The 24519-nt window shown below is 40.3% G+C and carries 20 protein-coding genes; 6 read left to right on the top strand and 14 right to left on the bottom strand.

Translation table 11 applies throughout. The features are described 5' to 3' along the window. Positions 1 to 6 precede the first annotated feature (6 nt). Entirely contained in the window at positions 7 to 1518 is a 1512-nt protein-coding gene (locus tag PSE69_RS01035; RefSeq protein ID WP_121875135.1) for a CoA-acylating methylmalonate-semialdehyde dehydrogenase, read from the bottom strand. 286 nt (positions 1519 to 1804) lie between these two features. On the opposite strand from PSE69_RS01035, the gene PSE69_RS01030 reads away from it, so the two are divergent. Both PSE69_RS01030 and PSE69_RS01025 read left to right on the top strand, forming a co-directional pair. Continuing rightward, positions 1805 to 2641 (top strand): MurR/RpiR family transcriptional regulator, encoded by an 837-nt coding sequence (locus PSE69_RS01030; RefSeq protein WP_004922124.1) that lies wholly within the window; start codon positions 1805 to 1807, stop codon positions 2639 to 2641. Between the two features lie 318 nt (positions 2642 to 2959). Then, positions 2960 to 3952, top strand: a complete 993-nt coding sequence (locus tag PSE69_RS01025; RefSeq protein ID WP_036941230.1) for a hypothetical protein — start codon at positions 2960 to 2962, stop codon at positions 3950 to 3952. Positions 3953 to 4221: 269 nt separating this feature from the next. Here the strand turns inward: PSE69_RS01025 and PSE69_RS01020 are convergent, their stop codons facing one another. Then, positions 4222 to 4476 carry a helix-turn-helix domain-containing protein gene (locus tag PSE69_RS01020; RefSeq protein ID WP_004922128.1) on the bottom strand — a complete coding sequence of 85 codons (255 nt, stop codon included), beginning with the start codon at positions 4474 to 4476 and terminating at the stop codon, positions 4222 to 4224. Positions 4477 to 5230: 754 nt separating this feature from the next. Here PSE69_RS01020 and glgC point away from each other — a divergent pair. The 4 genes from glgC to PSE69_RS01000 all read left to right on the top strand — a co-directional run bounded on the left by glgC (position 5231) and on the right by PSE69_RS01000 (position 11765). Further along, positions 5231 to 6523 (top strand): glucose-1-phosphate adenylyltransferase, encoded by a 1293-nt coding sequence (gene glgC, locus PSE69_RS01015; protein ID WP_004922133.1) that lies wholly within the window; start codon positions 5231 to 5233, stop codon positions 6521 to 6523. A gap of 4 nt (positions 6524 to 6527) precedes the next feature. Further along, entirely contained in the window at positions 6528 to 8981 is a 2454-nt protein-coding gene (gene glgP, locus PSE69_RS01010; protein WP_076914249.1) for a glycogen/starch/alpha-glucan family phosphorylase, read from the top strand. Between the two features lie 201 nt (positions 8982 to 9182). Beyond that, positions 9183 to 10070: a helix-turn-helix domain-containing protein gene (locus PSE69_RS01005; RefSeq protein WP_004922140.1), complete on the top strand. Its 888-nt coding sequence runs from the start codon at positions 9183 to 9185 to the stop codon at positions 10068 to 10070. 315 nt (positions 10071 to 10385) lie between these two features. Continuing rightward, positions 10386 to 11765 (top strand): sugar porter family MFS transporter, encoded by a 1380-nt coding sequence (locus tag PSE69_RS01000; RefSeq protein WP_121875055.1) that lies wholly within the window; start codon positions 10386 to 10388, stop codon positions 11763 to 11765. Between the two features lie 78 nt (positions 11766 to 11843). Here the strand turns inward: PSE69_RS01000 and PSE69_RS00995 are convergent, their stop codons facing one another. The 12 genes from PSE69_RS00995 to PSE69_RS00940 form a co-directional block, all read right to left on the bottom strand. After that, positions 11844 to 13886, bottom strand: coding sequence for a TonB-dependent copper receptor (locus PSE69_RS00995; RefSeq protein ID WP_076914250.1), 2043 nt, complete (start codon positions 13884 to 13886; stop codon positions 11844 to 11846). Positions 13887 to 14022: 136 nt separating this feature from the next. Continuing rightward, entirely contained in the window at positions 14023 to 14457 is a 435-nt protein-coding gene (locus PSE69_RS00990; RefSeq protein ID WP_076914251.1) for a DUF2946 family protein, read from the bottom strand. A 362-nt stretch (positions 14458 to 14819) separates the two neighbouring features. Next, positions 14820 to 15851 carry a phosphotriesterase family protein gene (locus tag PSE69_RS00985; RefSeq protein ID WP_004922160.1) on the bottom strand — a complete coding sequence of 344 codons (1032 nt, stop codon included), beginning with the start codon at positions 15849 to 15851 and terminating at the stop codon, positions 14820 to 14822. Position 15852: 1 nt separating this feature from the next. Continuing rightward, the gene (locus PSE69_RS00980; protein WP_036941236.1) at positions 15853 to 16818 is read right to left on the bottom strand and encodes a DMT family transporter; all 966 of its coding nucleotides are present in this window, start codon (positions 16816 to 16818) and stop codon (positions 15853 to 15855) included. Between the two features lie 124 nt (positions 16819 to 16942). Beyond that, positions 16943 to 17713 carry a glutamine amidotransferase gene (locus PSE69_RS00975; RefSeq protein ID WP_376738360.1) on the bottom strand — a complete coding sequence of 257 codons (771 nt, stop codon included), beginning with the start codon at positions 17711 to 17713 and terminating at the stop codon, positions 16943 to 16945. Beyond that, complete coding sequence (locus PSE69_RS00970; RefSeq protein WP_004922173.1) at positions 17706 to 18926, bottom strand: PfkB family carbohydrate kinase; 1221 nt, start codon at positions 18924 to 18926, stop codon at positions 17706 to 17708. The genes PSE69_RS00975 and PSE69_RS00970 overlap by 8 nt, the downstream gene beginning before the upstream one ends. A gap of 519 nt (positions 18927 to 19445) precedes the next feature. Beyond that, positions 19446 to 20513 carry a cytochrome c-type biogenesis protein CcmH gene (locus PSE69_RS00965; RefSeq protein WP_121875054.1) on the bottom strand — a complete coding sequence of 356 codons (1068 nt, stop codon included), beginning with the start codon at positions 20511 to 20513 and terminating at the stop codon, positions 19446 to 19448. Continuing rightward, on the bottom strand, positions 20510 to 21067 hold the full coding sequence (gene dsbE / locus PSE69_RS00960) for a thiol:disulfide interchange protein DsbE (RefSeq protein ID WP_004922181.1): 558 nt from the start codon (positions 21065 to 21067) through the stop codon (positions 20510 to 20512). The genes PSE69_RS00965 and dsbE overlap by 4 nt, the downstream gene beginning before the upstream one ends. Next, positions 21064 to 22995 carry a heme lyase CcmF/NrfE family subunit gene (locus tag PSE69_RS00955; RefSeq protein ID WP_004922185.1) on the bottom strand — a complete coding sequence of 644 codons (1932 nt, stop codon included), beginning with the start codon at positions 22993 to 22995 and terminating at the stop codon, positions 21064 to 21066. Before PSE69_RS00955 ends, dsbE begins: the two co-directional genes overlap by 4 nt. Next, positions 22992 to 23471 (bottom strand): cytochrome c maturation protein CcmE, encoded by a 480-nt coding sequence (gene ccmE, locus PSE69_RS00950; RefSeq protein WP_121875053.1) that lies wholly within the window; start codon positions 23469 to 23471, stop codon positions 22992 to 22994. Before ccmE ends, PSE69_RS00955 begins: the two co-directional genes overlap by 4 nt. Beyond that, positions 23468 to 23680: a heme exporter protein CcmD gene (gene ccmD / locus PSE69_RS00945; protein ID WP_004922193.1), complete on the bottom strand. Its 213-nt coding sequence runs from the start codon at positions 23678 to 23680 to the stop codon at positions 23468 to 23470. Before ccmD ends, ccmE begins: the two co-directional genes overlap by 4 nt. Continuing rightward, positions 23680 to 24417: a heme ABC transporter permease gene (locus PSE69_RS00940; RefSeq protein ID WP_121875052.1), complete on the bottom strand. Its 738-nt coding sequence runs from the start codon at positions 24415 to 24417 to the stop codon at positions 23680 to 23682. Before PSE69_RS00940 ends, ccmD begins: the two co-directional genes overlap by 1 nt. Between the last annotated feature and the right edge of the window lie 102 nt (positions 24418 to 24519).

The following is a 24519-nucleotide window of genomic DNA, read 5'->3' as shown; positions in this document are numbered from 1 at the left end:
CTCCATTTATTCCATAGTTGGCATTGTGAAACTGCTTTCATGATGTTCCAGACGGACACTTGCAGGCCAACGGCTGGTAACCGTTTTCATGCGTGTATAGAAACGTACACCATCATTTCCATGAACATTCAGCGGTCCAAAGATAGAACGTTTCCAGCCACCAAAACTGTGGAAAGCCATCGGAACTGGAATTGGTATGTTAATACCCACCATCCCCGCCATCACATTCTCTTGGAATTCACGAGCCGTTTCACCATCACGAGTAAAGATAGCCGTACCGTTGCCATACTCATGTTGATTGATCAGTTTCAGACCTGTTTCAAAATCTGGAACACGCACAATGGCGAGTACTGGACCAAAAATTTCATCTTTATAGATGTCCATGTCTGGAGTGACATTATCAAACAGAGTGGGCCCTACAAAGTAGCCATTTTCAAAACCTGCCACTTTGAAATCACGTCCATCAACTAACAGGCTAGCACCTTGTTTTTCACCGTTGGTGATATAGTCACAAATTTTTGCTTTATGCTGTGCTGAAATCACAGGCCCCATATCATTTTCTTTACCATCAACGATACCCGGACCTACGGTCATTTTAGCGATTTGCTGTTTCAAGTTTGCAATCAGTGTATCTGCGGTCTCATCACCAACAGCAAGCACGACGGATAATGCCATACAACGCTCACCAGCCGCACCAAACGCCGCCCCCATAATCGCATTTGTCGCTAGGTTCATATCTGCGTCAGGCATTAGGATACAGTGGTTTTTTGCACCACCTAGTGCTTGGCAACGTTTGCCATGCTCTGAGGCTGTTGTGTAAATGTATTCTGCAATTGGTGTTGAACCCACGAAACTGACCGCCTGAACTTCAGGTGCACGAAGCAATACATCAACGGACTCTTTGTCGCCTTGAACAACGTTAAAAACACCATCGGGTAAACCCGCTTCTTTTAATAGTTTTGCTAATTCAATAGCGAGTGATGGATCTTTTTCCGACGGTTTTAGGACAAAGGTGTTGCCCGTTGCCAATGCGACTGGGAACATCCACATAGGCACCATCGCAGGGAAGTTAAATGGCGTAATGCCAGCACATACCCCCAACGGCTGCATTAAGGAGTGGCTATCAACACCGGTTGCCACATTGGCGGAATGTTCACCTTTCTGTAAATGTGGAATGCCACAAGCAAATTCAACGACTTCCAGACCGCGAGTTAATTCACCGACAGCATCTGAAAATACTTTACCGTGCTCTTTCGAGATTAAACGCGCCAAATCATCCATATTCTCTTCAAGCAGCGCTTTAAATTTAAATAGGATACGCGCACGTTTTAGTGGAGACAGTTTTGACCACTTAGGGAAGGCTTTATGGGCAACCTCTATTGCCTGTTTAGTTTCAGCAGCACTGCTCAACACAACTTGAGCTGTTTGTTCACCGGTTGCAGGGTTATATACGGGTGCAAAACGCCCACTTTGGCTGGATACAAGTTCACCGCCAATGAAATTCTGAATCTGTTGCATGTTGCCTCTCTTTAGCTGATAGAGTTACCTTGTTGCTAAAGATATATGAAATATTCATTTCATTTTCAACTAAAACTGAAATAACATTCAATTTATGTGATCCAGACTGAGTTTTTATGAAATTGTCGATTGAAGATAAAGACACTGGTTTCAAAAATCGTTTTAATCAGCCCTCAGATAAAAAGCAATATGAATTGATTATTCCATTTAGTTGGATTAGTTTTTCAAAAAAATTCGACTAACGGCTGAAAATAACTACAATCAATAGCCTAGTCACGGAGGTTTTATGTCAACTGCATCGAATTTAAATGAGTTTCAGGAGCAAGTTCGTTCCCGTTACGATGAACTAAGTAAACGGCTACAGCAAGTAGCACGATATGTTTTAGATAACACAAATAGTGTGGCTTTTGATACAGTTGCTGTCATCGCTAAGGAAGCCAATGTTCCACCATCTACCTTAATCCGTTTCGCTAATGCCTTTAATTTCAGCGGATTTAACGAAATGAAACAGTTATTTCGTATGAATTTAGTGGAAGAAACGGCAAGTTACACCGATCGCGCCCGTTTATTTCGTGAAATGGATAGCGACCAAGAACTGAGTGATGATCCTGCTCAGATTTTAAAAGAGTTTGCTCACTCAAATGCGCAAGCGCTACAACAAATGGCAGCGAGAACCCCCGCTGAAGATCTTGAAAAAGCCGTCACCCTATTAGCCGAAGCAGAAAATGTCTATATCATTGGGTTACGTCGTTCGTTCAGCGTTGCAACCTATCTTAGCTATGCCCTTAGCCACTTAGAGTGCCGTCCACAATTGATCGATGGCCTTGGTGGTATGTTCAAAGAGCAAATCAACCGAATTAACGAAAAAGATGTTGTGGTTTCTATTAGTTTCACACCTTATGCAGAAGAAACCATTATGGTGAGCGAAAAAGCCGCCCAAACTGGCGCAAAGCAGATTGTTATCACAGATAGCCAAATCAGCCCACTCGCTAGTTTTAGTGATGTCTGTTTTGTGATCAAAGAAGCCCAAGTTGATGCCTTCCGTTCCCAGTCAGCAACCTTGTGTCTTGCGCAATCACTCACTGTTGCACTGGCTTATCGCCAAGGCAGTAAGCTAGTTTAATCTTAAGACGGGCTTTGGACACAAATACCTCCGTTGTGACTTAGCCCGGAACATTACAAAGCGGTATCGATTCCCCTTCCCTTTCAATATTCCTCAATTTCGGCAATCTCCAAACTCACTAACCTGTACCTCGTTTCTTGATGCTATTAATCACCACTCATGGATGAAATCTAAGCCTATTACCAGTGTCTTTAAAAATTGTGAGACTCATCAGAAAACATGAATTTCAATAAAAATAATAATGAAATTATTATTTCACACTGTTATGTTGAGATTATGTAAACACCTGAAACTAACCTTTCGGTGAGGAGCTTGGTAATGAATACACATTTTCTCTATTTGTTTGGCCACCTTCGCTTACTTGAAGAGCAGCATGCGCTTGTCTCGTTAAATAAGACAGGTATTGGCCTCATAGGCTCCCCCACGCACAATACATGGTACACAGAAGCGATATTGCATAGCCAACATCATTGTCAACTCAACTCCGTTTGTTCGTTAGATTCACCGATACCTTCAGCTGCATACTTTATTTGCCAAAAAAGAAAAATCGAGCATCTCATCGACAATGATGCGGTTGATACAATTATCGTGACATCCCTATGCGGTGAAGAGTTATTAAAGTTTATTATTCAATCTGCGATTAATTCAGGAAAAAATATTTTACTCAATAATGTTCCAAATTATGGAACCAATGAGTTAGTTAATTTACTCAAATTAGCTAAATACAACGATGTTAATATCTGCCAAAATAGCCTGCTTCGTTTTTCTCACCAGTATGATGAAATGAAATCAATCTTATCAAATAAGAGTACTCGTGATAGTGGTTTATTGCGCTTATCCGCCCACCGTCAAATTGATAAAATGGATTGCCTTTCCAAAGAGACATTACGTTCATTAATTGCAGAAAAAGTATCGCTGCTCCTTAATTTACTGCCTGAATTTAAATTTGATTCCCTCTCAATTCAATATTCTCGTCCATTTTCACACATTGAAAAAGGTGATGTGCTTATGATTAATTTAAAAGACAGCAATGGCTTTTTAGCCTCGCTAGAACTGTTTTTTAATACAGGGAATGTTTCTGATAAATTATCCCTTAAGCAATGCCATCATGATCTCCAATTTGAGAATTTTCTAATGTCTAATAACCAATTCTCAATAATTAACGAAAATTCATTGATTATAAAACAGCTTGACCATTTCATCTTAAATCCACATAAAACAAACAAAATCGTCATAAACTCACAATTAATTGATATCAATAAAATAACTGAATCGATTTTAAATCAATTGGAATTAAATCAGTTTATTTGATAAGTGAATTTATAATCTACCCAAATCAATAATGTATTCAATAATAACCTTGTTGATTATTTTTTGATAATAAAAATCAAACTATTCAGTATAATTACTTAATTAACAATCAAGGCCGGAAGAAATAGAGCCAAAAAAGATAATGACTCTGTCATTCCTTCCGGTCCGATTAACTTTCTCATAGTATCTCTCTATGTTGATATTTGGTGCTTTTGTTGACGGTGTTTACAAGATATTTTATAGCCTTCCCTGAGTGTATCATACGCCTATTAATGAATGGTGCAGCGTGTACCTAGGTTAACGTTAACAACACCATACAGAAACGTCGTTGGCTCCAAGTTAAATAAACAGGCAAATTGGAATAAAGAATCGACATCGATACAGCTTTCACCACTTTCAAAGCGAGTCATCTCATCTTCAGAAACGCCAATTAGTCTAGCCGTTTGTTTTAACGTCATTTTATGACTTTCTCTTTGTTTACGAATTTTGATACCAAGTAGTTTTGCAATATTATCTTTTTGCATAATAACCCCCTAAAAAAATAAATTAAGTAAAGTTAGTTTTGACGATGCGTAAATTAGCATTCTGCTTCCATAAATTAATTGATTTAAATTAAAAAATGACGCCAAAAAACTCATCGAATTATGAATAGCACTAAATGATTAATTTCAACCATAAAACATAATCCAGTGAATCATAAGGACATTTTTAAAATAGATCTTTTTATCCCTAGATATTTATTGTGACATTAATCACAAAAAATGTGTATCCTAACTTCGTATTATTCAGCATTAAACCGTCTTTTTAAGAATTTTATACATGTAAGTTTTATGTGGTTTTTATGTGTTTTATTATTTTTATTTATTAAATTATATAATCACTCTTTAAAAACATTCATAAGATTATCGCCATATTATTATTAAGATAAATAACTTTATTGTTACTAATTATGACATTTTATGTCAGTTGATTTAGGACTAATTTTATTCCAAAAAAGAAAAACATTTAAAGTCATATTTAAATTTCTAAAGTCTAGTATATTATTGAATGTAAGTAATATAAAAAAATAAAAAAAGTCATCTTTTTTAGATTAAAAGTAATCAATAAACGATTATATTAAGTTTTACTATACTTGAATATTTTGAATAACAGTAGATGGCGAACAAAATAATAGTTAAGTCATTGAGTTCAAAAGAACAAAAACTTGAAATATGAAAGGTATACACCAATAGGGAAATCTTTAAATAACAGTTTGCTTATTTTGGAGAGTTCTAAGGTATGTCTCAAAATGATATGAATAATATGATGATGTTAGCTCGTCATTTGCCTCAAAAGGCTGTTGCTTTGATCCTTGCTGGAGGTAAAGGTACTCGCCTTAAAGGATTAACGAGTAAACGAGCCAAGCCTGCTGTTCATTTTGGTGGTAAATTTCGTATTATCGATTTTGCATTATCAAATAGCCTAAATTCGGGTATTAGACGAATTGGTGTTATTACCCAATATCAATCTCATTCATTAGTACAACACATCCAAAGAGGATGGTCGTTTTTTAATGAAGAAATGAATGAGTTTGTCGATTTACTACCCGCACAGCAACGCGAAATTACCGACCATTGGTATAAAGGCACGGCCGATGCGGTCTATCAAAATATGGATATTATCCGTAATTATCGTGCAGAATATATTGTGATCCTTGCGGGTGACCACATCTATAAAATGGATTATTCACGCATGTTGCTCGATCATGTTAACAATGATGCAAAATTTACCGTTGCCTGCATCAAAGTGAAAAAAGAGGAAGCCCATCAATTTGGTGTAATGGAAATTGATGAGAATCGTTGGATAACCCAATTCCATGAAAAACCACAAGACCCGCCGGTACTAAAAGATTCGCCTGATTCATGTTTAGCGAGCATGGGGATCTATATTTTTAACAGTGATTACCTCTACAAAATGTTAGAAGACGATAGCCTTTGCCCGAGTTCCAGTAATGATTTCGGTAAAGATATTATTCCCAAAATAGTGGCCAGAAGAGAAGCTCTCGCTCATCCCTTTGAATATTCATGTGTCACCAGCAATGCCGATGTTCCTCCTTACTGGCGCGATGTCGGAACATTAGAAGCCTATTGGTCAGCAACACTGGATCTTGCCTCGGTAACCCCTGAGTTAGATATGTATGACCGCAACTGGCCTATCCGTACTTATATGGAGCCTTTACCACCTGCAAAATTTGTCCAAGACCGCTCGGGAAGCCATGGCATGACCATGAATTCACTTGTTGCGGGGGGGTGTATCATTTCAGGATCGATTGTCATACACTCTGTGTTATTCCCTCGCGTGAGAGTCAATTCATTCTGTAATATCGAATCTTCTATTTTACTGCCCGGAGTGAATATTGGGCGCTCATCACGTTTACGCCGCTGTATTATCGATAGAGGCTGCGTCATTCCAGAAAATACCGTTATTGGCGAAAACCCTGAAGAAGATAGCCAACGCTTCTATCGCACAGAACAAGGTATCGTTCTCGTCACAAAAGAGATGTTAGATAATTTACATAACAATAAGGAATAATATTGTGAGCACTCATTTTGTTTACGAATGTCATTCGCCACTAGTGACACAAGAAGCACTAAAAAGCTCCATTATCTATAAATTAAAATTTGTGATTGGCAAAGAACCTTATATTGCGACACAACGAGAATGGTTAGAAGCCATCATACTGGCGGCTCGCGATCGGATCGTTGACCGATGGATGGCGACGAACCGTGCAACCTATTCACAGCAGCTTAAGCAGGTTTACTATCTATCGATGGAGTTTTTACTCGGTCGATCATTATCTAATACATTAATTTCAATGAATATGTATGAGGATCTAACCCAAGTCGTGGCTGAGCTTGGCTTTGATTTTGAGCAATTGTTAGAGCAAGAGACAGATCCCGGCCTCGGTAATGGCGGCTTAGGCCGCCTTGCCGCATGTTTTCTCGATTCTCTCGCAACCCTGAATCTCCCCGCATGTGGTTATGGTATTCGTTATGAATACGGCATGTTTAAACAAACCATTCGTAATGGACAACAAATCGAATCCCCTGATGATTGGCTGATTCATGGCAACCCTTGGGAGTTTCCTCGAACAGAAAATCGCTACCAAATCCAATTTGAAGGCCATGTGACCGAAGAAGAGGGCCGCTATCAGTGGGTAAAAACGAACGATATTATCGCTGTCGCTTATGACCAAATTATTCCTGGCTATAATACTGAGGCAACAAATACCCTGCGTTTATGGAGTGCCAAAGCTAGCGATGAATTTGATCTGCAAATTTTCAATGATGGCGAATATTATGCCGCGGTTAAGAAAAAAAATGAGTCTGAAAACGTTTCTCGCGTCCTCTACCCAAACGATTCAACCTATTCAGGCAAAGAGCTGCGTTTAAAACAAGAGTTCTTCTTAGTTTCTGCATCTGTGCAAGACATACTTCACCGCCATTGGTTAGTTTACCAACGTTGGGATAACTTAGCTGACAAAGTGGCAATCCATTTAAATGATACCCATCCTGTTCTTGCCATTCCTGAGTTAATTCGTCTATTAGTCGACAAACACCAAGTCAGTTGGCAGGATGCCTTAGCATTAGCACAAAACGTGTTCTCTTATACTAACCACACGCTGATGAGTGAAGCTTTAGAAACTTGGCCTGTCGAGATGATCCGTAAAATTCTGCCGCGCCATCTACAAATCATTTATCAAATTAATGACGAATTTTTGCAACATGTGAGCCAAAAATTTCCGCAAGATTACGAATTGCCGCGTCGTGTCTCCATCATTAATGAAGAGTATGGGCAGCTTGTGCGAATGGCGTGGCTGGCGGCTATTGTCTGCCATAAAGTCAACGGCGTCTCTGAGTTACATAGTCAACTTATGACCGACTCTCTGTTTGCCGACTTTGCCCGAATTTTCCCTAATAAATTCTGCAACATCACCAATGGCGTGACACCGCGACGTTGGCTAGCTATTGCTAACCCAGAGCTGACTTCGGTTATAGAAAGCTATATCGGCCAACAATGGTTAGTTAATTTGCCTCAATTGACTGAATTGAAGCAGTGGATGGATTACCCTCAATTTTTAGATAAGTTGCAACAAGTTAAACACAGTAACAAAATTAAATTAGCGCGTTTTATTGCCCAGACACAACAAATTGTGGTTAGCCCTGAAGCCTTATTTGATGTACAGATCAAGCGTATTCATGAATATAAGCGGCAGCTCTTAAATTTACTGCATGTCATCACTCGTTATAATCGAATATTAGCAGATCCAGAGCACAACTGGGTGCCCCGCGTGGTGATCTTTGCAGGTAAAGCCGCCTCCTCATATAGCGCGGCAAAAAAAATCATCCACCTCATTAATGATGTTGCTGCGGTTATCAACAATGATGCGCGTATCGGTTCGCGCTTGAAAGTGGTGTTTATTCCTGATTATGGAGTAAGCCTAGCTCAGAAAATAATTCCGGCCACCGACCTTTCCGAGCAGATTTCACTTGCAGGTACAGAAGCCTCCGGAACCGGTAATATGAAATTCGCACTAAATGGTGCATTGACCATCGGTACACTCGATGGCGCAAATGTTGAGATACGCGAACATGTTGGCCACGATAATATTTTTATCTTTGGTCATACCATCGATGAAGTAAAACAAATCAAGCAGAATTACTACTATCCACGTTGGTATTATGAAAATGATGCTGAACTGAAACAAGTGATAGACCAGATAGCACAGGGTTACTTTAAACCTGACGTTCCTAACTTTTATCAAGATTTAACCTACAGCTTGCTCGATGGCGGTGACCCATATTTATTGTTTGCAGATTATCGTAGTTACATCAATACACAGGAACAAGTCGACGATTTATATCAAGACCCATTATCTTGGCAGTCTAAGGTAGCAAAAAACATCTGTAATATGGGCTTTTTTTCTACTGATAGAACAATCCAAGACTATGCCTCACAAATTTGGAATATCGAATCTATCAATTTATGACCCTATGAATTAGATTAATCTAGACATTTTGGTTAAGGTCAATTTAACGAGAAACTTACTTAACTTCACAACTATTTAAAAAAATTCTCAGTCGGCATGCTATCCTGATACCGACTGGGATGTATCTGTCTAGTATAAAAGTCCGATTTTTAGCCAGTTATGATTTTATACTTTGGGCAAAGTTAATTTAAAAGGGTCATCATGCTTCAGGAAAGTGTTATTAGAGAAATGATTCTCTGGATCGAAAAAAACTTAGAGTCACGCCTGTCTTTAGATACTGTTGCCGAAAAATCAGGATACACCAAGTGGCATTTTCAGCGCCTATTTAAAAACCAAACAGGACTTGCTCTCGGTTCTTACATTCGTGCTAGACGATTATCGTGCTCAGCCGTGGCATTGAGGCTAACTAATGATAGCATCATGGATATCTCTTTACGCTATCGTTTCGATTCACAGCAAACATTTTGTCGTGCATTTAAAAAACAATTCAATATCACCCCTTCTGAATACCGCAAACGTACCGGATGGAAAATTGAAGGTTTTTGCCTGCCACTAAGAGAAAGTAAAGAGTTCAGCGTTAAGGTCAGCCTAACCAAATTAGATCCTGTTAAGGTTATCGGTAAACAGCATCGCTATACCAAAAGCATCAATGAATGGAATTTTAAAACCCAAGAGCTGAGACGCTACTATTGGAGAGACTTTATCAATGAGGCTCAGTGTGTCACAACCAATATGTATGCTATCCACGGTGTTGATTCTATCAATGATCAAGAGGGGCAATTCTGCTATACCACAACCTTTGAAGAAAGTGGTGTTGACTCCCCTACCCCTAATCTTAAAAGCATAACTCTCCCTGCTGGCGATTATCTACAAATTAAGTTTACGTGTGATGAACTCCACGGTATTGATTACAACGACATTATCTATACCGTATATGGAAAAGTACTTGCGAGTATGGATATTGCTCGAGGTGAAGGCTGTGACATTGAAAACTATGTTTTAAAGTCTACGCCCGATTATAAAGAGTTTATTGAAAACTCACGCCTCTATCTTAAAGAATTAAATTATTATATCCCTGTCATTATTTGATTAAATTAAAGAAAACTAACTTACACTGAGTTAGTTTTCTTTATTTCTTATATTTAATCTTAATAACTTATCTAACAGATAATTAACTTTCATTTCATTTTCATAAAAACAATCATCATTAAAAGTCCATCAAATATAGATAATCAATTCTATGATGTTAATAATTATTTGAATATTACTTCATTAAAGTTCATATTAAATATATCGAGTGTTGAAAATAAACAAATATCACGTTAGCATAAATTTTAGTTTCATCTTTTTAAAGGACAGATAACTGAGTTAATAATCCAACTTTGCAATAAAGGACTAATAATAATGGTTAAGAATAATACCTCAACAAGTCTTATGGTTATCTTTGTCGGTTTACTGGCAGCACTCGCAGGCCTCTTCTTTGGTTTGGATACGGGGGTTATCTCTGGTGCACTTCCCTTTATTAGTCAACAGTTTGATATCTCATCAACCCAGCAAGAACTGGTTGTCAGCTCAATGATGTTTGGTGCCGCAGCCGGCGCTATTATTAGCGGGTGGTTATCATCTTTAAGTGGTAGAAAAAAGAGTTTACTGATCAGTTCAATATTATTTATTATTGGTGCATTAGGCTCCGCCTTTTCCCCTAATGCCAATATACTTATTATTTCTCGAGTCATATTAGGACTCGCAATTGGTATTTCTTCATTCACAACTCCAGCTTATTTATCAGAAATCGCACCGAAAAAGATCCGTGGTGGAATGATATCTATGTATCAATTAATGATTACAATAGGTATCTTACTTGCATTTATTTCTGATACCGCTTTTAGTTATGATCATGCTTGGCGTTGGATGTTAGGGATCACAGCTATCCCTGCTGTTTTGCTTTTTATTGGCGTCACTTTTTTACCCGAAAGCCCCCGTTGGCTTGCCAGTAAAAATAGATCGAATGATGCTAAAACTATATTATTAAAATTAAGAAAATCAGAAAATGAAGCGATCCAAGAGCTGGATGATATTTTTAATAGCCTAAAGATCAAGCAATCGGGATTCGGTTTATTTAAAAATAACAGTAATTTCCGACGTACTGTATTTTTGGGTATTGCTCTGCAATTTATGCAGCAACTGACAGGTATCAATGTCATTATGTACTATGCCCCTAAAATATTTTCATTAGCGGGGTTTGAAAGTACCACCCAACAAATGTATGGCACAGTTCTTATTGGCTTAGTCAACGTCATCACAACCATTTTGGCCATCTCAATCGTTGACCGTTTTGGCCGTAAAAAATTATTGATCTTTGGCTTTAGTGTCATGGCAATCAGTATCGGCTTACTCGCCTACTTGCTCTCTTTTGATACGCATACCGTTCTAATCCAATATAGTAGTATTGCCTTTTTACTTATCTTTATTATTGGATTTGCCGTGAGTGCGGGACCGATTATGTGGGTCTTATGTTCTGAGATACAACCACTGAGAGGTCGTGATTTCGGTATCACCTGTTCAACTACCTCAAATTGGGTAGCAAATATGATCGTTAGCGCTACGTTCTTAACACTGCTATCGACTTTAGGGGATACGAATACTTTCTGGGTTTATGCTGGGTTAAATGCTGTATTTATTATTATCACGCTCTATTTTGTCCCAGAAACAAAAAATGTTTCATTAGAGCAGATAGAAGAGAATCTAATGAAAGGCAATGCGCTACGCAATATTGGTCGATAAGCATCCACAATTAAACCTTATTTTTGTAGAACACCCGATATTACCTCGGGTGTTCTGTTTTGATAAAACCGCTTCTCGTTAGAAAGTTAAGTTCAATTTCGCCCAAAACGTTCTGCCCGGCTCATTCACGGGTTGATTAGAGGAATAACCAAACCCACTATTACCCGCTAAGTTTAGGTGTTCGCTATAATTTCTATCAAATAGGTTATCAACACCAGCACTTAACTTAACATGATCATTCACCCGATAAGCGGTATTAACGGAGAAAATCGTAAAACCAGCACTGCTACCGAAGTCTTTCCCGACTACGTTACCATCATTAATCGCCACACGATGTTGGCTACTGACAATACGCATTAGCCCTGTTGCCGTCCAATCATTCTTTTCCCAAGATAAACCAAAACGGGTTTCTAATGGCGGCATCTGCGGTAATGGTTGCCTATCACTGCGGTTTTCCCCCCAAGAATAAGCGAGACTTGCATCCGCTTTCCATGCATCACTGAGCTTATAGGCGACGCCCATTTCTCCCCCCATGATCATCGCATTCACGTTTTCAACTTGACTTTGTCGCGAATTATGTGGGTTATAACGGAATAGGATAAAATCATCGACTCGCCCAATATAAGCGGAAACCCATGCGTTAGTTTTATCATTGCTATATTTTGCACCGATATCTAACTGGGTCGTTTTTTCCGTTTTTAAATGATCGAACACATTGCTTGTTCCATCAGGGCCGTAGGTTGGTGAAAATAACTCCCAATAATCAGGGAAACGCTCAGTGTAACCGACACCGGCATACAGCATGACAGGCATATCAGAAAGCGAATGCTCATAACGCACAAACCCTGCTGGCATCACAGTATTGCGCCCCGATGACCCTACCGCGGTCTCATTATCCACTAATACCCTATCGGCACGCGCACCTGTAACGACTTTCCCATGCGCATTTGCATTCCACGTTAACTCCCCAAACAGCCCATAATCTTGGAATGTTGCATCCTTATTCCAGTGGTTATTGCTCTCCTTACGGTGAGTATTAGTTTGCATATCGGCCCCTGCACGTAATTCGTAATCGCTCCATAACCAAGTTCCCATAACTCGGCCACCCACCGTTTTACGATCAACACGCATTTTCATTGGCATATTCATCATGCCATGACCACCGCCCATCATATGCCCCATATGACCAGAGCCGCCCCCCATTGAGCCACTTGTGTCACGTAATGAATAGTTATCCATAATATGGTCGGCATAGTTGTAGTACATATTCGCTTCTAGCTTATCAAGCACTGTGCCAATATTTGTCTTTTCAAAACGCACACCTAGACTTTCGCGTTTGAATTGCGAGCCATCCATTCCACGACCTGCATAGCGAGCTTCACCATCCCCTTTCCCCGCGGTAAGCTCAAGTAACGTGTATTCATCTGGCGTCCAGCCTACAGCAACATCCGCATTCCATTTATCCCACTTTGATGGCACTTTCTTACCATCTCCATCTTTATAATCATTAGAGCGAGATTTATTACCTATTAAGCGTAAATAACCTTTTTCATTCCCCATACTGACATCTGCATTCGCATCCCAACGCTGATTAGAGGCCGTTAACGCACTTGCATTCCCCTGAACACCCGCTTTATCAAAAATGGGTTTTTCACGCTCAAAACGAATTGTACCTGCCGAGTTACCTGGTCCCCAAAGAACTGACTGAGGCCCTTTGATCATCGTTAATAGGTCGAAGTTTTCTGGCGAAATATAAGAGGTTGGGGCATCCATGCGAGATGGGCAAGCGCCTAACATCTCACTATCATTAGTTAAAATCCGTAAGCGAGAGCCAAACATGCCACGAAAAACGGGGTCACCGTTCGTGCCGCCATTACGAATTTGCGAGAAGCCGGGGATCGTTTTCAAATAATCAGAACCATCACTCGCCGGCACTGGCTGTCTAGGTGTTTTTGGTGAGGTGCTGATAGTTAATGGTGAATCAACGGGGGCAGTGACTATCATCACTGAGTGTTCTGAAAATTGACTTTGATTCTCTGCCTCAGCGACTGCGCTATTCAACAATAGCGCGGTCGTTACTAAAAGTGTCAGTGGTGCGATTACACATTTTTCTTTGTTCATTATTTTGCCTAATTCTTTTCTTTATGACGTAGCCATGCCGCCTGAATTCGATAATCAAATTCAAGATAGAGAGCAGGCGAAGCCCTTTGCACTCAATACGGCAAATGCAACATTGTGAATTTAAAATGATCAATAATTAATAAGAAAAGAGAGGCGGAGGAGCGCGCGCAAAACGCAGAGACCAAGGCCGAAACAAATATGGATGAATACAAGGCTCAAGGGGGATCCGCGTCGTCAGCGTTGCCAATTGGCGAATTGCAATGGCAATAAATAGAATGATAAATGGAAAATGGATCAACAACTGGCAATAGCCACAGGCAATGTCTTCCATCGGCGATAGTCCGACTCCCGACATTAACAGATGATTCATCATGCCGTTAGAATGGCATTCTTCAGGCAATAGAGCACCTTGATGCGAATGGTGCATCACGTGTGGTGCCATATTTTCCATTGAAGAACAATCAGCCATTTGCATCATTGACTTTGAGACCAATGGTGCAATAAACAGCATTGCTACTGCAAGTAGCGCAAGATAGGCTGCAAATTGTCTTAATCTATCATGCAGGTGCAACGTTTTTCCGTAATATCTATTGTTATTTTAATGCGCGAAAGTGTATCTCATTTACATCATCGTTGTTATCGTTTTTTGTCAATAATGTTACTTGGCCTACATTCCCTCTATATTCAAATAGAACAATTTGGCACCATTATATTGGCGTAATTTCCATTACATTCATCTGAAATAAAAACCATTCGAAATATTATTTTTACAAGTCATATCCACCAATAGCATTCTCAATAATAAAAAATAGTAAAACGGGAATTATCGACAAAAAGCCCTTTTGCTTTCACGCCCCATAAAAAAACAAAAAGCGGCAATAGTTTAGCTATCACCGCAAAATCGAACAGAAAAAAACAAGGGGAGATTATTGATTAAGCTAATAAGTTAGCTGGGTTATCGATACATAAGCGGTCAAGGGTAGCTTGATCGACGCCTTTCTTCGCCAGAAGCGATAGAAAAACATTCGGTACAAAGCCCCATCCATTTCCGCCATTTTTTGCCCACATCTGTTTTAAGAACACATCGTGACTCAAAACGATCTGATTGCTATATCCCAGCTCTATCAACTTATAAACCGCATCAACAGTTTCTGTAACAGTTGGTGCGACCCCTTCTTTAGGGAATGAAATATCAAGCCCTATCATATCGAACTCAAGCCATACGCCTCTGTCTAACATACGACGCTGATAATCGATATCCTTTCCTGATGGGTCTGAATGCGCTAATGAGATCTTAGCGGGATTAACGCCCATCTCTTTGATTAAAATATCCAATACTTCATCACCACGACGTTGCCAACCTGGCATATGGATATTCATCGAGACATGATCATTGGCAAGCTGAGCGACGGATGCGGCTCTAAGGCTATTTTTTTCCCCTTCAGTAAAAAATGGAGAAACCCCAATTTCGCCAATCATCCCCGCTCGAATATCAGTGCCATCAATACCAATATTCAATTCGTCATCAATCATTTTCGCCATTTCATCGATACTTTTTACTAGGCGCTCGCCTTCAAATTTTTCGATGTATAAGCCTGATGAGGCAACGACATTAATACCTGTTTTAATGGACACTTCTCGCAATTGACGAACATCTCGACCAATTGCTTCGGAGCCTGTCGCATCAACAAGCGTTTTACCGCCAAGCTCCTTAAAGTTATTCACTTCATAAATCACATCGTCGATAGGTTTTTTATCCATATTGTCACAGCAGCAATAAGGATCGTGTTTTAGCCCCCATTGAATATCTGCACTGACTTTTTTATCGACCAACACATGCGAGAAATCGTAAAAAGGTTCATCGACAACGGTAGAGAGATCGTTAAACAAATGCTCATGTGGTAGGGTTAAACCCATATCTTCTTTTTTAACTGGCCCAGTGACAGTCTGAATATAACCTTTCATTTTACACTCCCGCCGTTTTCACAGCTTTTGCTTCTCTAAACTCAGGAATTGTTGTGATAATTGCACCAACCAGCGCAAACAGTGTGCCAATAATCGTGACCAGATAGACAGTGTTACCCAATGATGGCAAGAGTAAATCAATCAGAACTGAACCCAGCAATTGCCCTGCTGTTGATGCAACTCCGAGCATTAACAGCCCTAATCCACGAACTAAGATTGCCATTAACGCAATAGACATTAGCCCTAATGGACCACCGAGATACATCCACCACACCCCCGGTAATTCAAGAGTAATGTGACCAAGAGCCATACGGATCACCAAAGCGACAGTCAAAACCGTGAAGCCGACAATAAAGTTCCATGTGATAGATACCATCATTGAACCTGTCGCTTCTGCCACTTTAGAGTTACCCGCTGGTTGCCAACCCGCTAATAGACCCGCTAAGAAAGGAAGAATGGCTAAATAGATAGCAGAGGTAGAGTGCCATTGTGGAGACACCACAAATAAGGTGGCTACCACGGCAAAAACAGCGCCTAATACGCGAAAAAGGGTGAACGGTTTTTTCTCATCGATACCAATACCGAAACGGTCACACAATAGGCCTGATAATAATAGCGCCGATATCAATGCGGTTTGGAAAGTAGCAATCCCTAGTGCACTGGCAGAAGCCCCTTCAGAGAAAACCACCATTGCGCCACAAAGGCCTGCAAACCAGTTCCACAATGGAATTTTACGTTGTTTAATTAAACTTGGAATAGAGGCAAATTGCTGACGAGTCTGTTTTTTCGCTATGATAATAAAAAACATGACGACAAGACCGCTAGCAAACGAAATTACCGCACTTGCGTTGCCATCTTTTAATACATCCCCGAGCTGCCCATTAACGGCAGATTGCATTGGCGATAACATCCCGGCTAAAACCGTCGCTATCATCAGTAATGGTGTAGAATAACTTTTTGCACTCATAAAATATTCCTTTTGGATTTTTTGACTATGAGTCATTATTTTTGTAATCGGAGTACAAAGTGCGGGGGAAATTCCCCACACTTAATTTCTTATTTTTGATATTTTACTTTTGACAATAACTGAATTAACGAGCGATCTGTTTTAGGATATTTACCCACATGTCAGAGTAATGTTCCCAAGCCATAAATTCTTTACTTCCCCAGTGTGGCGAGCAATCACTCATAAAGCAGGCTGTTTTACCCTTTTCATATTGACCAAAGACTAATAGAGGATCTTCGCCAATATTTAAAACAGTTTCTGTATTTTCTTTAGCTTTAACTTTGTTATAGCCTAAAAACATTGGCCATTGTCCAAATCCTTTAACGGATTCATGTTCTGCATTGACTGGTACTGCAAAAATACCTTCAGGTGTTTCAACACGATCATCACCATCAAGCATTTCTACCGGTAATACATCTGCTAATAATGTATTTTTATAATTCGCTTTAGCCTCAATTCCCATAAAGGATAGATAGCCACCAATCATTAATAATCCACCGCCATTAATGACATACTGCTTAATTAATTGCAGTGCATTTGGTAATACTTTCATATTATAAAAAGTATCGTTTTGCAGTAAGAAAGTATTTGCACCAATATCGCTAATGACAACGACATCATATTTCTCTAACTCTTCTACCGTTTTAGGAAATGCCATTTGAACGGTATGAGCAGGCATATAATCAATTTCAACATTTTTATTTCTTAAGCAATCTAATAAAAATGTTGCACCCTCTTCATATTTACTCGAAGTAAAACTGTCGTAGCCTTTAGTATGAATCATATGAATGTGCCATGACTCACCAATAAATAAAATTTTCATTTTTATTCCTCTTTCAGAATATGAATTATTCAGGGGATTGAGTGACAACCTGAGAGTAGGTTGTTTGGTTAATACGATATATCACGTTAATATCTTCAGGCATTTCTGAAGCTTTGCTCGTTTCTACCGCAAGCGATGAAAATGCCGAAGCATAACGCAACGCATACGAAAATTGCTTACCTTTTGCTAGTGAGGCCGCCAATGCGCCATTGAAAGCATCCCCAGCGCCAGCCGTATTTTTGACCACCGCTGTGTAGGCCGGTGAGTAAATAAATTTATTGCCATCGTAAGCAATAGAGCCTTTACTTCCTAATGTGATCACAACCTTTTTAACACCTTTATGATAGATGACGTCGGCTGCTTTTTTAGCCGACTCCATATCCACAACATTCACTCCGGATAGCAAACTGGCTTCCGTTTCATTCGGCGTTAAAATATCGACTTTTTCAAGTAGTTCGATAGCAATATCACTATAAGGTGCAGGGTTTAAAATAATCGGTATATTATACTCATTACCTATCGATATAATTTCCCTTAAGGCTTCAATATTTGTCTCAAGTTGTAGCAAGATAATATTCGAATTAATAATTTTATCTTTTTGAATTTTTACCTCATCAGCACTGATATCCATATTTGAGCCAGGATATATGGAGATAATGTTTTCGCCACTATTTTCTGACACGAAAATTGATGCTGTACCCGTTTGGAACTTTTCAGTTTGGTAAATTGTTGATGTCTTAATTTTTGATGATGAAATAAAATTCACCGCATAATCACTAAATTGGTCAGTGCCAATTTTAGTAATAAAATGGACTTGTGAGTCTGAATAACTTGCAGCTAAAGCCTGATTGCAACCTTTGCCACCTGGTGAAAAAATAAATTTGTTTGATAATAATGATTCGCCTGCCTCTGGTAATCGAGGCAAATAACTAATCATATCAACATTAAATGAACCTAATACACAAACTTTGCCGTTCACTGAATCATCCTTATTGGTTATTTCATTAAGGCTATCGTTACATTCCAGAAACTGTATAATTTCTTTTTTAGCAACCTTATCTAGGGATTCAAATTCAATGAATGCGCCACCATGGCAACGGTTAATAATTCCTTTTTTTGCCAAAGAATTTAAATCTGCTCTAATGGTTTCTTTTGTGACATTCAGTTCTTTCGATAAAACAGAAACTTTTGCTGAGCCTGCGTTTTTTAAAAAATTAATTATTTTTTTATGTCGTTCTGCTTTCATGCCATTTTACCTCATGGCATTTACTCTAAATTAGATAATGTTATTTTAATGTGATAATAATCATATGTTCCCAATGCAAAGCAAAAAAAAGCAAAAAACACAAAAGCTAAAACAAAAAAAAGCAAAAGCATATTACGTTAAGGTAAATTTAGTTTTTAATGCAAAACAAAATAGGAAAGCATTAAGTAATCTAATCATCATTTAATTTAATCATAAAATAATAATTATATTACTTATAAAACAATCATAAGATTAAATAAAATTAAATATTAACTTCAATAGCTTACAAGGAACCAAGTTAATTTATCATTAATAATTAACTATAAAGGATTTCAAATAAATAAATTACTTATTTTTCAATTTTAATCGCCTAATTTCAATATTGAATCGATTCAAACTAAAAATGACCACCATTTAAATAAAACGTATCGAGAAAAATAAAATCAAAAAATGGTACGCAGAATATAAAAACGGGAGCGATTGCTCCCGTTTTAGTGCTTTGAATCAGTTAACAACCCACTATTGAACTGTTTTTTTCTCATGCACCATCATCAATGCTTGTTCAATACTGCGCTCAATGACTGTTCGTCGCTGATCATTTTCAGGTAATAATTGCAGCATCATCTGCCAAGCTGAGATAGCTTCTGCATAACGAGCCTGCTCAAATGCATTAAAAGCAAACATGCTTAATGCCTTAACATTGGTCCTATTTTCAGCAATCAGCTTACGCAATAACTCACCACCAATGCGATTATCTTCTGGATCAGACGAACGCGTTAACACTTCGGCATACCCTAGCGCCACGTTATCATCATTCGGCTTGAGTCGATAAGCCCGCTCATAAGCATCTGTCGCCATCGTGGCATTATTTAATACCATGCCAATCCGACCTAGCATCACCCATGCATCGGCATTTTGAGGCTCATCCTGCAAACGAGTACGTAAACCTAACGCAAGGCGCTCCATTTCTTCAAGATTAAGTGGTGGCTCTGAGGGATCTAACGCTCTGTCAAGCAACGCTGGCGCCTGTTGGTAAGCTAAATGCCAATCTGCAACTTTGCCATAACTGCCTACCTGATAATAAGCCGCGGCCCCAATTCCGAAAGCCATGATCACCCCGGGGACATACACCCACCCAGTTGAGCGCATTGGCTTTATTGAAGCGGTATGTTGCTGATCATTTGGAACATCTTGTTTTATGCGAACACGTTTTTTAGTACGTGCGTAAATGATCCACCCACCGACAATCATGGCTGCAAAAGGTAATCCCCATAAGATGGCCGTTAATGGCGTCAATGGAGGATTGTACGTCACAAAATAGCCGTAACGTGCCACCATATAGTCAACGATTTCATCGCGGCTCTTGCCTTCTTTCATCAACTCATACACTTTTTGCCGTAAATCTAAAGCAATCATTGAGTTTGAATCTGCAATGCTATTGTTTTGGCACTTCGGGCAACGTAACTCTTCTGTTAACTTACGAAATTGCTGCTCTTGCTGCTCATTATCAAAGGTAAAAACTTCAGTCGCCGCAAAAGCACTACTTGCACTAACCGCTAGCATCAGCAAACCAATAACATATTTCATTGGCTGGCCTCCTTGCTATAGCGTTCCCATAATGGTTTCACTTCCTTATTCCAGACATGCTCATCCATTGCGCCTGCATGCCGATAACGAATAATCCCATTGCCATCGATTAAGAAGGTTTCAGGAGCCCCATAAACGCCCAGATCAAGGCCTAACATGCCCTCACCATCAAAAAGACTTAAAGCATAAGGGTTACCAAGTTCGCGCAACCAAACAATCGCCTTATTGCGATCATCCTTATAGTTTAACCCCACCACGCGTACACCTTCGGCAGCAAGCTGATTGAGGTATTTATGTTCAGCGCGACAAGTAGGACACCATGTCGCCCAAACATTTAAGAGGATAGGTTTCCCTTGAATCAATACATTTGACTCATAATGTTGACCGGGGTTTTCAAGTGACTCTAAACGGAACACAGGCACCGGTTTACCCACTAATGCAGATTCAAGTAAACGAGGGTCATCCCCTTCGGCATTACGCATCAATTGCCATAACAAAACGGCGGCAATAGCAGCGAAAATAATAAAAGGGATCAAGAAAACTTTGCGTTTCATGCAGCCTCCTGCACGGGTTTACGGCGACGATAGCGCGGATCAAATAGGCAGCATAGCGCTCCAGCAGCCATTAAAATGCCTCCCGACCAAATCCAGCGCACAAAAGGTTTGTAGTAAAGGCGCATAGTCCATACCTCTTTACCGACCTCTTCTCCTAATGCAGCATACAAATCTCGGGTTATTCCCCCATCGATAGCCGCTTCGGTCATCACGGCACGGCTGGTGCTATAAAAACGTTTTTCAGGCTGTAATTTAGTGAGTAATTCACCATTTTTCTTAACGTCAATATTCCCTATCACACCCTGATAATTCGGGCCATTCGCTTCATGTACCCCATTAAAGACAAAGGTATAATCACGAATAACCACACTTTCACCGGGCTTCATTTTGGCATCACGTTCAATGCTGTAATTTTGACTAAAGGCAATCCCCACAATAGTTACTGCTAAACCTAAATGTGCAAGTACCATTCCCCAATAACTTGGTGTGAGCTTGATTTTTTTACTAATACGTACACGCATTTCGGCGAACGCCAGTAATGCTATCCAGCAAGCCATCATTAAACCAAGCACGGTCAACGCTTCTAATCTATCTTGCATTAGCCATGGCAGTAGGCATGACAAAATCAAGGTCACGAGCAAGGCCATTAAGAGTAATTTTCTAATCGCTGCGGGGCGGTCTCTCCCCCAACGCACTAGAGGCCCAATCCCCAGTAAGAGTGCGAATGGCACCATTAGCGCGATAAACATGGTATTAAAGAAGGGCTCACCAATCGAAATACTGCCTAAACCAATTTGTTTGTGAACTAAAGGCAGTAAGGTGCCTAATAACACGACCAGCATTGCAGCGGTTAGGATGACGTTATTCGCCAGTAGCATTGATTCCCGAGACCAAAGCGCATTATTAACACGAGAACGAACCTTGTGACCTCTTATGGCAAACAGCAGCAATGAGCCACCGATAACTAAGACCATAAAGGCGAGAATGAAGAGTCCTCTCGAGGGGTCAGATGCAAAGGCATGCACAGAAACCAGCACCCCTGAACGTACGAGGAAAGTACCGAGTAAACAAAGTGAAAACGCAAATATCGATAGCAATAAAGACCATGCCTTAAATGTTGCTCGTTGCTCTGTCACCGCCAGCGAGTGGATTAACGCGGTTCCTACTAGCCAAGGCATAAACGACGCATTTTCAACAGGATCCCAGAACCACCAGCCGCCCCAGCCTAGCTCATAATAGGCCCAAGCCGAACCTAACATGATGCCGAGCGTTAAAAAAAACCACGCAGCCATCGTCCAAGGGCGAGCGAAACGGGTAAATGAACTATCCAGCCGGCCACTAAGCAACGCCGCGATAGCAAATGCGAAGGCGACTGAAAAGCCAACATACCCCATATACAGCAATGGTGGATGGAAAATCAGGCCGGGATCTTGCAAGAGCGGATTTAAGTCACGTCCTTCAATTGGGAAGGAGGGCAAGGTGCGCGAAAAGGGGTTAGAGGTGAAAATGATAAACAACAGAAACCCGACGCTCACCATCCCCATTACTGCTAAAACACGAGCAACAATATCCAGCGGCATGCGGTAGCTACATAATGCAACCGCAAACGTCCAGCCGCTCATCAATAGCACCCACAACAGCAGTGAACCTTCATGCGCACCCCATGTTGCCGCAACCCGATACCAAACAGGTAATTGCGTGTTGGAGTTATTTGCAACATAAGTAATTGAAAAATCATTTATGACAAAGGCGTTGACTAGCACTAAAAATGCGCCAGCCACACACAAAAACAGTAGCCAAGCAAGAGGCCTTGAAGCCCGCATTAAGCGCTCATCGTGACGAGATACGCCCCATAATGGATAGATAGAGAGTAATACTGCAATACCTAACGCTAGGCATAGCAGTATATTGCCAACCTCAGGGATCATAGTGTGTTATCCTTATAAGCCGCGGCAGGTCGACGGTGATTTTCCTGCATCGCTTGCTCAACTTCGGGTGGCGTATAATTTTCATCGTGTTTAGCGAGCACTTCTTTGGCAATGACATGATGGTTTTCAGCCAGCTCCCCTTGGACAACTACCCCTTGCCCTTCTCGAAACAGATCAGGCAAAATCCCCTCATAGCTCACATCAACTTCCGCTTCCGCGTCATACACCGTAAAGGTGACTTTCAGGGAGTCCGGATCACGCTGAACAGTACCTGGCATCACCATTCCCCCGACACGTAAGCGTTGGCCAACTTCAGGTATCTGCTGGGTTTCTCGCTTCCCATAAATGATCTCACCGGGGGTATAAAATAGGTCGATACTGGAGCGAAGTGCATATAAAAGCAGCGCGACCATTAACCCCACACCAATTAGAATGGAACAAACTAGCCATAATCTATTTTTACGACGAATATTCACTCAGCCTCCCGACGCGCTCGTGCTGCTTTCTGTCTTGCTTCTCTTGCTTGCTGTGCAGTGATGGAATTTATAATCATTTTGCGTTGTAAAACGGTGTGAATACACAACAGCAATAGCGGTGTTACCGTCAATAGAACTGCCAGCCAGACATAAAAGGCATAACCGCCCATTGCAAAAAAATCCGCCCAAGATGCAAATGCACGACTCATTATTTACGCCCCTTCTTATTCACGATATCCATAACCCATGAGCGGTTACGCTCCAGTAGTAATAATTGGTTGCGTAAACGCACCAGCGTCAGAGAAATAAATAAAAATAGATAGCCTAAGATAGCCAAACGCAAAGGTGTGCGCATTGCAGGGTTAATACTTTGCTGCATTCGCGTTGAAGGCTGATGTAATGTGTTCCACCATTCAACGGAATAATGGATGATAGGTAAATTAATCACACCAATTAAGACTAAGATCGCCGCAGCTTTTCCTGCTGTCCGGCGGTCATCAAATGCATGCCAAAGCGCGATAATGCCAACATACAGAAAAAAGAGAATAAGTTCTGAGGTTAAACGTGCATCCCATACCCACCATGCGCCCCACATGGGTTTGCCCCACGTTGCCCCCGTGACTAAGGCAATAAAGGTAAATACCGCACCAATAGGTGCCATAGCGGCAATCGTTAATTCAGCCACTTTCATTTGCCAAACAAGACCAACAAAAGCGACGAACGCCATAATGGCATAGATCCCCATTGACCACATTGCTGCTGGAACATGGAGGTACATAATGCGATAGCTATCACTTTGCTGATAATCGGCGGGCGCAAATCCGAATCCCCACCCCCAACCTAGTGCTAAAAAAATCACGCTCAGGGTAATAAACCAAGGGGTCAACCGCCCACATAGTTGGTAGAGATTGGCAGGAATAGCAAGTTGGTGAAGCTTTTTCCACATATTTAAAGGCTCCAGATCATATCTCAGGCAAACTTTGCGCTGCTGCAATATACAATACACGTAATAACAATGGGTTTATTGATATAGCACAAATATAAACTG

The organism is Providencia sp. PROV122 (assembly GCF_028482365.1).
GTDB classification, from domain to species: Bacteria; Pseudomonadota; Gammaproteobacteria; order Enterobacterales; family Enterobacteriaceae; genus Providencia; species Providencia stuartii.
Note: the sequence above shows the minus strand (reverse complement) of the source record. Positions and strands in the feature narration are given on the sequence as shown.